The sequence below is a fragment of the Yersinia sp. 2540 StPb PI genome (assembly GCF_052217165.1).
Taxonomy (GTDB): Bacteria; Pseudomonadota; Gammaproteobacteria; order Enterobacterales; family Enterobacteriaceae; genus Yersinia; species Yersinia enterocolitica_E.
On record NZ_JAZGQC010000001.1, the window covers coordinates 2844598 to 2858619 of the forward strand.

Below are 14022 nucleotides of genomic sequence, written 5' to 3' on the forward strand. Positions count from 1 at the left end.
TTCAATGAGATACACTTTATTAATATTTTTCTATTAGTGATAGCGCAATATTTTGCGTTCTTTGTTCGATTTAATTGAATGATGATAATCAGATAGGAAATTTCCGCCGGGTTACAGCGTAATCCGAGGCTGTGTTACCATATCGGGTAAGGGTTTATCTAATAAAAGCTATGGGTCACTCATCTATTTGGCCTCGAAAATGGGTGTATTGGCAGGTTAAAAATTGATACCGATTAATAAAAAATATCGGCCAATCAAACTCATAGCATAAAATCATTGGGCTGATACCGTAGGTTGCAGCCGCATCGTAACAAGGAACACAGAACGTGAAATCTTCGCTCGCAGCATTATCCACCCAACTCGGTGAGTTGATGCTCCGTGACCAACAACGCCTGCGGCGTCGGCTGCAAGGCGCACGAAAAATTAATAATCCACAGGCCGTAGAGGCGATTAGCCTCGAGCTTGAGGCTGATATAGCAACCGCCATGCAGCGGGTTATTCGTCGTCGAGCTGCTTGTCCGGCGATAACTTATCCTGAAAACTTGCCAGTCAGCCAGAAAAAGCAAGATATCTACCATGCTATTCGTGACCATCAGGTGGTGATCGTCGCCGGTGAAACCGGTTCCGGTAAAACCACCCAGTTGCCGAAAATTTGCCTGGAGCTGGGGCGGGGCGTGCAAGGGGTGATCGGCCATACTCAACCACGTCGTCTGGCTGCGCGCACCGTCGCAAACCGTATTGCGGATGAACTGGATACCTCCCTGGGCGGTTGTGTCGGTTATAAAGTGCGTTTTAACGATCAAGTGGGTGAAAACACGCTGGTTAAGTTGATGACCGACGGGATTTTGTTGGCTGAAATTCAGCAAGATCGTCTGTTGATGCAATATGACACGTTGATTATCGATGAAGCCCATGAACGTAGCCTGAACATTGATTTCATCTTGGGCTATTTGCGTGAATTATTACCCAAACGCCCAGATCTAAAAGTGATTATCACTTCGGCGACCATTGATCCGCAGCGTTTCTCCCAGCATTTCAATAATGCCCCTATTATCGAGGTTTCTGGCCGCACCTATCCGGTCGAAGTACGTTATCGCCCTATTGTGGATGATGCCGATGATGTTGAACGTGACCAACTACAGGCTATTTTTGATGCGGTTGATGAGTTAGGCCATGAAAGCCCTGGCGATATTCTGATCTTTATGAGTGGTGAGCGTGAGATTCGTGATACCGCTGATGCATTGATGAAGCAAAATCTGCCTCATACGGAAGTGCTACCACTCTATGCCCGCTTATCAAACAGTGAGCAGAATAGGGTGTTCCAGTCGCATCATGGGCGGCGCATTGTATTGGCGACCAACGTGGCCGAAACCTCGCTCACCGTACCTGGGATTAAGTACGTGATTGACCCCGGTACAGCTCGCATCAGCCGTTATAGCTTCCGTACTAAGGTGCAGCGGTTGCCTATCGAGCCGGTGTCTCAGGCGTCAGCTAATCAGCGTAAAGGCCGTTGTGGCCGTGTGTCAGACGGTATCTGTATCCGTCTTTATTCTGAGCAGGACTTTCTCTCTCGCCCAGAGTTTACTGACCCGGAAATTCTACGAACCAACCTGGCCTCCGTCATTTTGCAAATGACCTCACTCGGTCTGGGTGATATTGCGGCATTCCCGTTTGTGGAAGCCCCCGATAAACGCAATATCCAAGATGGTGTTCGGTTACTGGAAGAACTGGGTGCGATACAAACCGCCGATAATGGTCATCAACAACTGACCCCACTGGGGCGGCAATTAGCGCAATTGCCCGTCGACCCTCGTCTGGCACGGATGGTGCTGGAAGCACAGAAAAGTGGCAGTGTCCGCGAATTGATGATCATTACCTCGGCGTTGTCGATTCAGGACCCGCGTGAACGGCCAATGGATAAGCAGCAGGCTTCTGATGAAAAACATCGTCGCTTTGCGGATAAGGATTCTGATTTCCTGGCATTTGTTAACTTATGGGATTACCTGAAAGAGCAGCAAAAAGAGTTGTCATCAGCGCAGTTCCGTAAACTGTGCCGCAGTGACTTTCTCAACTATCTGCGGGTGCGCGAATGGCAGGATATCTACACGCAACTGCGCCAGGTGGTGAAAGAACTGGGTATTCCGGTGAATAGTGTTGCAGCCGACTACCGTAGCGTGCATACCGCGATATTGACCGGTTTGTTATCTCATATCGGCCAAAAAGATGTTGAAAAGCAAGAGTATACTGGTGCTCGTAACGCAAGGTTTGCTATCTTCCCCGGTTCCGGCTTATTTAAAAAACCGCCGAAATGGAGCATGGTGGCTGAGCTGGTCGAAACCAGTCGCTTATGGGGCCGCATTGCTGCCCGCATCGAGCCGGAATGGATCGAACCTTTGGCGCAGCATTTGGTGAAACACCATTATAGTGATCCGCATTGGGAGAAAGCACAGGGTGCGGTGATGGCCAGTGAGAAAGTCACCCTATTCGGTTTACCCATTGTTGCTGAGCGCAAAATCAATTACGGCCCGATTGACCCACCGCTATGCCGTGAGCTGTTTATTCGTCATGGCTTGGTGGAGGGGGATTGGCAAACGCGTCACGCTTTTTTCCGCGCCAATCTCAAACTATTGGCTGAAGTTGAAGAGTTGGAGCACAAATCACGTCGGCGCGATATTCTGGTGGATGATGAGACACTGTTTAACTTCTATGACCAGCGAATTGGTCGCGAGGTTATTTCAGCCCGTCATTTTGATAGCTGGTGGAAGAAAACCAGCCAGACACAGCCAGAGTTATTGAACTTTGAAAAAACCATGCTTATCAAAGATGGCGCGAACAAAGTTAACCCGCTCGACTATCCCAACTTTTGGTATCAGGGTTCGCTTAAGTTACGGCTTTCCTACCAATTTGAACCCGGTACTGACGCTGATGGGGTAACCGTACATATTCCGTTGCCCATCCTTAATCAGATCCAAGAGCAGGGGTTTGATTGGCAGATACCGGGGATTCGGCGTGAATTAGTGATTGCACTGATCAAGTCTTTGCCTAAACCGGTGCGGCGCAATTTTGTCCCCGCGCCCAATTATGCTGAGGCGTTTCTGGCTCGCGTTACCCCGATGGAGGTGGGGCTGCTCGATGCATTAGAGCGTGAACTGCGGCGCATGACGGGTGTGACAGTGTCACGTGATAGTTGGCAATGGGACCAAGTGCCAGATCATCTTAAAATAACCTTCCGTGTGCTCGATGATAAAAATCGTATTTTGCGTGAAGGTAAAGACCTTGCTGCCTTGAAGCTACAGTTACAAGAGAAAGTGCAGGAAACATTGTCCGCCGTTGCCGACGATGGTATTGAACAAACTGACTTACATATCTGGAGTTTCGGTGATCTACCGCTGTGCTATGAGCAGCGTCGTGGTGGCTATGAAGTCAAGGCATACCCGGCACTGGTGGATGAAAAAGACAGTGTCGCTATTCGCTTGTTTGATACAGAATCTCAGCAACAACAAGCTATGTGGCAGGGGACAAGACGTTTACTATTATTGAATATCCCATCCCCTATAAAGTATTTACATGAGAAATTGCCGAACAAATCCAAGCTCGGGCTCTATTTCAATCCTTATGGCAAAGTGTTGGACCTGATTGATGACTGCATAGCTTGTGGTGTGGATAAGTTAGTTGCGCAGTATGGTGGCCCCGCATGGCAAGAGGCGGAGTTCGCTCGACTACAGGAAAAGGTTCGTGCTGAACTGAATGACACGGTGGTTGAGATTGCCAAGCAAGTTGAACAAATTCTGACGACGGTATTCAGTATTAATAAGCGACTGAAAGGCCGGATAGATATCTCAATGGCATTGGCTCTCTCTGATATTAAAGCCCAGCTAGGGGGGCTTATTTATCGTGGTTTCGTGACCAATAATGGTTGGAAACGTCTGCCGGATACACTGCGTTATCTGCAAGCGATTGAGCGCCGATTGGAAAAGCTGGCTATGGACCCGCATCGTGATCGTGCCCAAATGCTACGCGTAGAACACGTGCAACAGATGTGGCAGCAATGGCTGCATAAATTGCCGCCAAAACGCCAGCAAGATGAAGAAGTTAAAGAAGTTCGCTGGATGATTGAAGAACTGCGTGTGAGCTTATTTGCTCAGCAATTGGGGACAGCTTACCCTATTTCTGACAAGCGTATTCTGCAAACTATCGAACAGCTTTCTGCCTGATTAGCGATTAATATCACTCCGCGTTCTAAGTATCATTGATTTAGGCGCGGAGTCTCTTACTGACTAAATTCCTTCCTAATATACCGCTATAAAATTCACTATCTTTATGATTCGTCTATTTTTATCTGCATGTCAACTATGTAATAGATGAAACTTGCTGATGTTGATGCGAAGCCTCTCGAGAATTGTAAATTAACTGGGCTGCATGGCCGCGGCGTTATTGCCTCCTATCTTGAACTCCCGCTATATGGATACTGACAAATCAGACCATTGGGTTAAAGTTTGTCTGCTTTAGGGTCACCATATTTGATTACCTATGGTGAGTTTGATAGAGTTTTTCCAGCGCAGGGATTGCTTATGTATCAAATTAGTTTGTTGAGGTTGGCACAGCGCGAGTTGTTTAAATTACCTGTAGGCATTCAGGCGGCTCTGATTAAAGCTATGGATGAGTTAGAGGCTTATGGTCATGAGTTGCGGGAGCCAGAGGTGCGGGATATTGGGCGCGGGCTAAAGGAGTTGCGGGTTAGTGCTAGAGAGGGGGGCGGGCGTGGTTTTTTCTTTTACCACCTGGGTCGGCGGGTTTACATCATTCATATCTTACAAAAGAAGACGCAAAAGACCCCAAGACGAACACTAATGTTGGCTTATCAGCGGATGAAGGAAATCAAACGGAGATTGCAACCATGAAAAAACAAGATGACTTTGACATTATTTCTTTTGCTGAGATTAAAGAAGATGCTTTAAATCATCCTCAGGTCAAAGAAGCTTACACAGACTTGCAGATTCGCGACGCCATGATGACTGAGCTGAAAGCTGCCCGTCAGCAATGTAATTTAACACAAGAGGAAGTGGCGCAACGAGCAGGGCTGAAAAAACAAAATATCAGTCGTATGGAGAAAGGTATCATTTCTCCCAACCTCACCACGTTGAGCCGTTACGCAGCAGCATTAGGTGGGACTTTTGTTTTCAAATTCAACCAAAAGCCCCATTGTGTCAGTAAGAAATAGGGGATATCCCTCACTCTGTGTATCACTGAATAAAGTGGTCACTTTGCTGCATTTTTAGCGAGCGTTTTTAACCGTTCTCTAATCGCCGTTACCGCCAGGGCGCGGTTATCCGCAAGATAGCGGTCTTTGGCGGCCGGTGCAGAACTTTGAATCGCAATTAAAGACCACGCGTCGCCATTTTTTAGTAATAGTGGGGAACCACTGTCACCTGGCAAGGTATCGCATTGGTGTGAGAGTACGCCCTGTTGTGCCCAACCGGTAACCAGACAGTCTTCATGGCTGTATAAAGTTTCAAGATGATCAAGGGGATAACCCGCTTGAGTTATCTTACGATTAACCAATTTAAGCGCTTGTGTCAGCTCACTTGAGGTTCCATCCCAAAGCGGTAACGGCTTAATCGGGATAGGCTTTGTGTTAGTTAACCGAATAAGTGCAAAATCATAAGCGGCGGCGGCGGGTGGAACTATCCAACCATCGCCATCAGGTTTAAGTTTTTTACCTAATTTGGCATCAACCAGCGTTTCCAGTCGGGTAATCTGGTACTTCCAATGACCATCATGAGACATAAAACGTAAGGCAACCGCGCGATCAATTTTCCCCGGTGGGGTAAGAACGCAATGGCCTGCGGTGAGCGCCAGACGAGGGGAGATTAACGTTGCTGTGCAAAGGTTGCCACTGGTTGTTTCAACTTGCCCGATGGCTTGCCACGGCCACTCCGTACTGTTTGTTATCGCTGTACGGTCATCTTTCCCGAAGAACAACGTGGTTTGATCCGCAATGCTGCTTTCGTCATCCGGCTTGTCAGTGGGGGGAAGGGCTAAAGCCATAGAGATGGAAAGTGGCAACAGACTCAATAGCAATAATGAAGATAAACGCATAAATAATTAGCCTTGCCTTTATTTACTGACCAAAGGTTATCCATTAACACACCTGAGACCTGCTGATTAGACGGCTAATCACAGCTCCACTAGCGCTAACTATAGACATAATAAGTTGTGTCATATGTTGTCAGTAATTGATTTTTCGATAATTTTAGAGCGCTATCGGCCGTTGGTACTATAAATAAAAGAATAATGTGATCAGACCGCAAATAACTAATATGGCTAAAGTGATTTCAAATAAATAATGGCGCAGCATTATCAGCACTCCTAATAAAAAACACCCGGTAAACCGGGTGTCGAGTGAATCGCTGTTGCAGGTCAATCGTGAGAGCCTGTTGTGGCTTTCACAAGTTAAATGCTGCCGCTATTTGGTCACTGGCACTGCGGTTGGAGCAGACTTACTGTGTGTCGCTTTTTTATGGTGTTTTTTGGCCGCCTGTGCTTTTTGCACTGGGGCTGCTTTATCCATTTTTTTCATCGAATCAGATTTTTTAGCTTTCTTGTGGTGCATGGTTTTAGCCGGTGCATTATGAGCTACTGGTGCTGTAACAACGGGTGCCGCCGGTGGTGCAACGGTGTCGGCGGCTATTGCTATAGATGATACACCCAAGGTTGCAGCAACAATCAGAGCTAATACTGTTTTCATAATTTATTCCTCAGTGTTCTGTTTGTATATCGGCCCCGTTGGGTCGTTATAAAGAGAGTAGAGGAAATATATACTGGCTTCCGTGAGTCATTGGTTTCGGCTTGTAACCGATTGTACAACGGTAATAAACCAGATAAATAACCGACAAAATCACTTGTTTTAGTTACAACATACAGTAAGCGTTTTAATAAACTTATCGTCTTATGTAACATCAACGTCGCTTGATAGTGGGATGTAATTTGAGTTATGCAGGGAGAGGGGCGCCCAACCCTAATGAGAGGTTAGGCGCAGACCAACACGCAATAAATTACAAATAACGCCGCTCTAAATGTTGGCGGAAGTAGCGAGGGTTAAGTGTTTCACCGGTAGCCTTGGTCATTAATTCTGCGGTTGAGTAACGGCTGCCATGCTGCCAGATATTCTGTTGTAACCAGGTGAATAGGGCGCTGAGATCGCCACTAGCGATACTCTTATCCAGCCCCGGAATAGCATCACGGGCAGTTTGGAACAGTTGCGCTGCATACATTGCACCCAATGTATACGTTGGGAAATAGCCAAAAGCACCATCGGTCCAATGGATATCTTGCATACATCCATTACGGTAATTACCCTCAGTATTAATACCGAGGTATTGCTGCATTTTCTCATTCCACAGCATAGGGATATCATCTACTTCGATTTCACCACTGATCAACGCTTTTTCGATTTCATAACGCAATATAACATGGGCAGGATAGCTCACTTCATCGGCATCAACTCGAATAAAACCCGTTTTAACCCGTTGATTGAGAACTATGAAGTTCTGTTGCGCAAAAGCGGGTTGATCGCCAAATTGGTTTGCTACCAGTGGGCGGATCACTTGTAAGAATTCATTACTACGTGCTAATTGCATCTCAAACAGTAAGCTTTGGGACTCATGGATGGCGGTTGACCGTGCATGGGAAATGGGTTGCCCTAACCATTCACGTGGTAGATTTTGCTCATAACGGGCATGGCCTGTTTCATGCACAATACCCATTAATGAACTGAGAAATTCTTGTTCGTTATAACGAGTTGTAATGCGTACGTCTTGAGGAACACCACCGCAGAACGGATGTACACTGACATCGACCCGCCCGCCGTCAAAGTCAAAACCGAGTACTTTCATCACTTGTAACCCAAGCTGACGCTGTTTTTCCACGTCAAAAGGGCCCTGTGGTATCAGGCAGTTTTCATTGGCTTGTTTAGCCGTCACTTTTTGTAATAGGTCAGGTAGCCATTGCTTAAGATCACCAAATATACGGTCTAAATCGGCACTGTTAGTCCCTGGTTCATAGAGATTAAGTAATGCGTCATAACCCGAGATACCAGCCGCCTGAGAACGTATCGAGGCTTCTTCACGGCTGAGTTTGACCACTTCCCGCAAGTTTTTTGCAAAACCATGCCAATCATTAGCGATACGCTGTTGCCGCCATGCATGCTCACATCGCGCACCTGCCAGTGATTTAGCTTCTACCAGTGCTTCTGGCAGCAGGACTGCATTGTCATAATGGCGACGCATTTCGCATAAATTTGCCTGCGCAATATCATCAAGCGTTTCTTGCTCAGCTTGTTTTAACCACTCACCAACCTGGTTGGCCGTTAATATCTGGTGTTGTAAGACATTTAGCTCCGCCATCGCTTCTGAGCGGGCAAGATTACCTTTCGCTGGCATCATAGTCTGCATATCCCATCCGGCAATAGCCGACAGGTGTTCGAAACGTGCAAGACGGGTAAAGGTTGTACGCAGGTGGTGGTAAGCGGTGGTCATAAAACACTCCAAAGTAAAAGTTAGTGCTTAATCTTGAGCAACGGACAGTGAGTAAAGGCTTTTTACCGGCCAACAGAACCGGAAACTGGCACCGCCTAATGAACTGGCATCGACGGAGATACTGCCCTGATAAGCCAGTGCGATGGAGTGAACAATCGCCAAGCCCAGGCCACAGCCTCCTGTTGCCCGGTCGCGACTGGGATCGAGGCGAACAAAAGGCTCAAAAACGCGTGCGCGCTCTTCCAAAGGGATACCAGGCCCATCATCTTCAACTTGCAAGCAGGCGTTGTCACCATCAAACCATAATCCGATACGTAGTCGTTGAGTGGAATAGCGTAGCGCGTTATTAACCAGATTATCTAATACACGCTCCATCAGACGCAGGTCAACAGCACCAAAGTCACCGCGATGGGGGATATCGAGTTCGATTTCCCGATCACTATGGATTAAGCGCATATCCACGACTTTTGCTGTTAACCAGGCGGGTAGGTCGATGGGTTCCAGATTAAGGGAAACCTGCGGGCGGTCCAATCGAGCGTAGGTCAGTAACTCATCAATCAGTGCTTCTAACTGGCCAATATCATGATTTAAAGCCAATTGTTCACTTTCTGTCAGGTTGTCACTCATCGCTAAACGATAACGTAAACGCACGAGCGGTGTGCGGAGTTCATGAGCAATACCATCAATGAGTAATTTCTTGCTAACAATCAGAGTATTGATATTGTCAGCCATTTGATTAAACGCCACGCCTAAGCGGTTTAAACTGGACGTAGGATCAAAATGGGTTCGCTCGTCAAGATAGCCAGCCCCCAGTCGCTGAGCCGCATTCTCCAGTTTCAGGAGGTCTTTCCAGTGCGGGCGCATCCACAAGAATACTGGCAGCGCTAAGGACATACCAATCAGGATTAATAAGGCCAAGTCGAGCAGGCGCATTTGATGCAAATAAAATAAATAGGGGACTGGGCCGACAGCAAGAACGTAGTGACTGCGTGGGATACGTTGCAGGAAAGTATATTCATCATCTAACGCAATAATTTCACCGGCACGCAGGCGTTTATTCAAACGCTCGCCGAGATCTCGTTTATCGAGAGGTTCTATATGCAACTGAAAGGAAAGATTTAAATCCAGTGTAGCAATGGTTTTATTCCAATCCTTCAGGGGAATTTCTCGCAATTCACTGCGCATCAACGAAAGTGAACTTTTCATCAGGTCATCTAATGACTGCCGGCCAGCACGCTCTGCGGTGACTTTGTAAACCAAACCGACCAGCATCGCCATCACCATAAAACAGACGAACAGCAATAAGAAAAACTGAATAAATAGCTTCCTCATTGTTGCACGGACTCCCAGGCATTGGGGGCGAATAAATAGCCTTTATTACGCACGGTTTTGATGCGAAATGGCTCGAAAGCATTGTCATAGAGTTTGCGCCGCAAACGCGAGATGGCAACGTCTATACTGCGGTCCATGCCGTCGTAGCTGACTCCGCGTAAATTTTTCAGTAGCGCTTCACGGTCCATTATTATTCCTGCATGGGTAGCTAACTCCCATAACAAATCAAAATCAGACGTGGATAATGTTATCTCTTCATCATTAAGATTAACTTGGCGGTTTACCGGATCGATACACAGTAAGCCGAAATGAATCGCATTATGACCGGTAAATGGCGGACTAATGATCTCTTTGCTTTGTTGCTGGTTATGCTGGCGAAGATGTAGCCGTAGGCGTGCTAGCAGTACTGCGGGTGGTGTGGTTTTGAGAATATAGTCATTTGCGCCCATTTCAAGCGACAGAATATGGTTCATATCACTGTCAAGCGAGGTCAGTAGCACAATCGGCCCCTCATAAACCGGCCGCAAATCACGACACAGCGTCATGCCATCTTTTCCTGGCAACATGATATCAAGCAATACCAAGTCCGGTTGTTGTTGTTCAATCACCGCCTGGGCAGTATCGCCACGGGGTTCTACAAACACATCAATGTCATGCTTACCCAGATAGGCCGCAATCAATTTTCCGACTTCCGGGTCGTCTTCCACAAAAACAATTTTGGTCATGTTTTTCAGTTTATAAAGGTGCCAGAATTCAGCATAGCGCGCAGTTGACAGCAATACTATGCATGTTATTTATTCCGCTTATCATTAATGCTGATGAGTGATTGCTAGACAACAGGCAAATCATTTCATTATATTAATAAAAGTGATTATATCGTCATCTCTATTTTGTTGCGCCTATCGTTTATATATCAATACTTACGATTAATGAATAGCTGTATCGATCAGCTGAGGACTGAGGGATGAGTGGCGAACACATTGGTGCGCCAGCGCACAGTGAAAAGGTTTGTTTCAATTACACGGAATTTTTAGCCGCATCATGCAAAAAACGGTGGAGTTTTATCGATGCGATTTATGGTGTTATGCCGATATTTGGCATGGTAGTAAAATCGCAGACTGAATCGGAAAAAACACCGCAAGAGCGGCTTAACGCATTGGCCTTACAGGTATTATCTACCCAGCTTAATGACCAAACCAATATTGTTCGCTTGATTCGGCTAGCCGAACAACAGGGCATTACGGTGTTGGATATCCAGTTGCCTTACCCTTTGGAGACTGCTCAACTCGGCGAGATTAAACAAAAATTGCCGGAATCGATAAAATTAAGCCAGCAGGGGGAGTGTTTATCGGTGGATTTGGCGGGGGCAACTAATCATTAGTTAACAGACGATACTCAAACGGGCAAACTGAGGTAACGCGGTCAGCCCATTTGAGATCTTATTTTTCGCCGCTTTTATTCGGGCTTAATGCATCGCGAACCAGGTTGCTGGAATAGTTGCAATCAACACCAGGCCGATAGCCGCTCGCTCCACGGTATTGAGTAATTTCAGCCCTTCATGCCCTTTGCGCGCATAAATAAATACCAATAATCCTGGGGCATATAACAGAACGGACAACAGCAGGTACACTAACCCGGCAGCATAAATTAACCACAAACCATACAAGCACGCGCCACTGGCAGCAACAATCAAACGCCAGTCATGACGTTTTAAGGCGACTTTAAATAAGAAGGCTCCCACGAGGAAATAGGGTACCAGAATCATTTCTGACGCAATTGTTAGTAAGGTATTGTAGTTGCTGCCCGTCAGCCAAATCAGAATCAGAGCCACCTGTACTGCGCAGTTGGTTAACCACAAAGATTGTGCCGGTGCATTGTTTTTATTCTGATGGCGGAACATTTTGGGAAAAGCCCCGTGCTTAGCTGCAACCATCGGCACTTCAGCAGCCATAATGGTCCAGCTAAGATAAGCGCCACACACAGAAATAATGAGCCCAGTGGCAATGATGACTTCACCCCAAGGGCCAATCATCTCGACCATAATTCCAGCCATCGACGGATTACGCATACCTGCTAACTCAGCCCGCGGCACTACGCCAAGAGACAATAGGGTAATGAGCAAATAAACGCACAGGGCAGAAAGCACGGCTAACATGGTTGCCCGACCCACATCTTTTTTATTGCGTGCGCGGGCCGAAACAACGACTGCGCCTTCCACACCAATAAAGACCCAGAGCGTTATTAGCATGGTGTCCTTAACCTGCTGCCAGACCGGGGTATGCAGCGCGACACCACTAAAATCAAAACTGAAAGTATCAAGGCTGAATGCCAGGCCTGCCAACACAATAAAGCCACCGATAGGCAGCAGTTTTGCCAAGGTGGCGGCCAGGTTAATACTGGCGGCGGTTTGGACACCGCGCAGAACCAGTGCATGCACCAACCATAGCAGGAAGGAGGCTCCCAGCAATGCCTGCCAAGTATTCCCTTCACCGAAGATAATGTGACCCGATTTATCAGTAAAGAAGCTTAATGCAGCAAAAACAATTACTAAGTAAGAGACATTAGCAATAACGGCGCATAGCCAGTAACCCCAGGCTGAGAAAAAACCGATAAGATCACCAAAGCCTTCTTTGGCATAGGTGAATATTCCGCCATCGAGATCAGGGCGCAAGCGCGTCAGTAACAGCATGGCAAACGCCAGGAAGATGATCCCCACGCCGGTAATACTCCAGCCGATAAGCAGTGCCGCAGGGCTGGCAACTTCTGCCATATTTTGCGGTAAGCTGAAGACACCTGCTCCCAGCATTGAGCTAAGCACCAGCGCGGTTAGCGCAGTCAGGCCGAGTTTTTTTTCCAATTATGGATCCTGGTTTTGAAAGTATTAATGAATGGTTACTGACTTGTAAGCAGCATTATATGAGGAAAGATTATCGATAATTGACAGATAATAGCCCCAAATTTTTTGGGAGATTTTACGGAGTGGAACGCGATCATGCAATGATTGGTTATGCGATTTGGGCAAAAAATTATTCAGTCCGTACCAATAAGAAGCAGGACAACAACAGACACATAAAAAAAGGCAGCACATAGCTGCCCTTACAGTAACGATTTAAGCAAACTTATTTGAACAAGTCAGCGCTAACACTCAGGTTACCACCACTTTGGTTCTGCCACTGGCGAGTCACATGGTAATACTTCGCACCTTTTGCCGCAGCACGTTTAGCCACTTCATGAGATACGTCAGTCATGCTGTTGTAGTGACCGCTAAAGGTAATAGAATCAAACGGCACCATCTGTGCGGCTGTCGTGTTATTCAGCTCCTGAATTTGAGTACCATCATTCAGGGTGACAGTGTAACGTTTGCCGGTTGATGATTGCGTTTCGAAGAAACGGCCCACATCAGCACTTGGCGTACCTGAAGAGGCAACACCTGGGATTTCAACGTTGGCAGCAGCTGCGCCACCGGCAGCCAGTGCCGCACGGCCAGCATCAGAATCGGCAGGAATAACATCCGGGCTCTGAACAACACGTTTTGCCGCATCTGCTTTATAAACATATGCCGTCACAAACTGGTTGCCGCCTTGGTTTGCATCAACCTGACGCACGATAAAGAAGGAGTATGCCCCTTTCTCTTTTGCCGCTTTTGAAATGGCATCGTTGATATCAGGCTGGCTGCGGAAGAAGCCACTAACAGAAACGGTATCATAAGGCTGAAGCGCGTAGGCTTCTGCTTTTGGCAATTCTTTCACATCATTAAAGACGCGATACTGGGTTTCTTTGCTCACTTCCGCTGCATCGTTATGATAAACATCGGCCGTTACACGCCAGTTGCCGCCATTATTGTTGCTGTTGATATCCTGAATATAGAAGGAGTCTGCACCCAATTTGTCAGCACGGCGGGATACCGCATCCGCTGCTTCATTTATTGCATTAAATCGGCCAGTAATAGTAATGCGATCAAATGGCTTAATGGCTGCTGCTTGCTCAGGCGCGAGTTCTTTTGCCGCTTGTGCAGCAGAAAGCGCGGTGAGTGATAGCAATGCCGATGCGATGATCGTGTATTTCAGCTTCATAAAAAATCCTTTCGCCTTGCGCATTAACGTTGATACGTGCGGAACAATTGATGTGTAACAGAATAGCAGATGATTATTAC

Annotated in this window: 11 protein-coding genes; 4 read left to right on the top strand and 7 right to left on the bottom strand. The window is 46.9% G+C overall.

The window, feature by feature from the left end; all coding sequences use genetic code 11:
- Positions 1–326: 326 nt before the first annotated feature.
- The 3 genes from hrpA to V1956_RS13025 all read left to right on the top strand — a co-directional run bounded on the left by hrpA (position 327) and on the right by V1956_RS13025 (position 5221).
- Positions 327–4214 (top strand): ATP-dependent RNA helicase HrpA, encoded by a 3888-nt coding sequence (hrpA, locus tag V1956_RS13015; protein WP_372559076.1) that lies wholly within the window; start codon positions 327–329, stop codon positions 4212–4214.
- 357 nt (positions 4215–4571) lie between these two features.
- Entirely contained in the window at positions 4572–4901 is a 330-nt protein-coding gene (locus V1956_RS13020) for a type II toxin-antitoxin system RelE/ParE family toxin (RefSeq protein WP_442825197.1), read from the top strand.
- The gene (locus V1956_RS13025; RefSeq protein ID WP_442825198.1) at positions 4898–5221 is read left to right on the top strand and encodes a helix-turn-helix domain-containing protein; all 324 of its coding nucleotides are present in this window, start codon (positions 4898–4900) and stop codon (positions 5219–5221) included. The genes V1956_RS13020 and V1956_RS13025 overlap by 4 nt, the downstream gene beginning before the upstream one ends.
- A gap of 38 nt (positions 5222–5259) precedes the next feature.
- Here the strand turns inward: V1956_RS13025 and V1956_RS13030 are convergent, their stop codons facing one another.
- From V1956_RS13030 to rstA, 5 genes are all read right to left on the bottom strand, one after another.
- A complete protein-coding gene (locus V1956_RS13030) occupies positions 5260–6099 on the bottom strand; it encodes a trypsin-like serine peptidase (protein WP_372559073.1) in 840 nt (279 codons plus the stop codon).
- A gap of 367 nt (positions 6100–6466) precedes the next feature.
- On the bottom strand, positions 6467–6748 hold the full coding sequence (gene asr / locus V1956_RS13035; protein ID WP_442825199.1) for an acid resistance repetitive basic protein Asr: 282 nt from the start codon (positions 6746–6748) through the stop codon (positions 6467–6469).
- A gap of 307 nt (positions 6749–7055) precedes the next feature.
- The gene (locus V1956_RS13040; RefSeq protein ID WP_420074463.1) at positions 7056–8537 is read right to left on the bottom strand and encodes a carboxypeptidase M32; all 1482 of its coding nucleotides are present in this window, start codon (positions 8535–8537) and stop codon (positions 7056–7058) included.
- Positions 8538–8564: 27 nt separating this feature from the next.
- Entirely contained in the window at positions 8565–9869 is a 1305-nt protein-coding gene (rstB, locus tag V1956_RS13045) for a two-component system sensor histidine kinase RstB (RefSeq protein ID WP_083158795.1), read from the bottom strand.
- Complete coding sequence (gene rstA / locus V1956_RS13050; RefSeq protein WP_083163624.1) at positions 9866–10594, bottom strand: two-component system response regulator RstA; 729 nt, start codon at positions 10592–10594, stop codon at positions 9866–9868. The genes rstB and rstA overlap by 4 nt, the downstream gene beginning before the upstream one ends.
- A gap of 239 nt (positions 10595–10833) precedes the next feature.
- Between rstA and V1956_RS13055 the strand changes: the two genes are divergently transcribed.
- Positions 10834–11250, top strand: a complete 417-nt coding sequence (locus tag V1956_RS13055) for a hypothetical protein (RefSeq protein ID WP_372559068.1) — start codon at positions 10834–10836, stop codon at positions 11248–11250.
- An 84-nt stretch (positions 11251–11334) separates the two neighbouring features.
- Here the strand turns inward: V1956_RS13055 and V1956_RS13060 are convergent, their stop codons facing one another.
- Together V1956_RS13060 and ydgH are read right to left on the bottom strand one after the other, a co-directional pair.
- Complete coding sequence (locus V1956_RS13060; RefSeq protein ID WP_372559067.1) at positions 11335–12726, bottom strand: amino acid permease; 1392 nt, start codon at positions 12724–12726, stop codon at positions 11335–11337.
- Between the two features lie 262 nt (positions 12727–12988).
- Entirely contained in the window at positions 12989–13942 is a 954-nt protein-coding gene (ydgH, locus tag V1956_RS13065) for a DUF1471 family protein YdgH (protein WP_083158798.1), read from the bottom strand.
- Positions 13943–14022 lie beyond the last annotated feature (80 nt).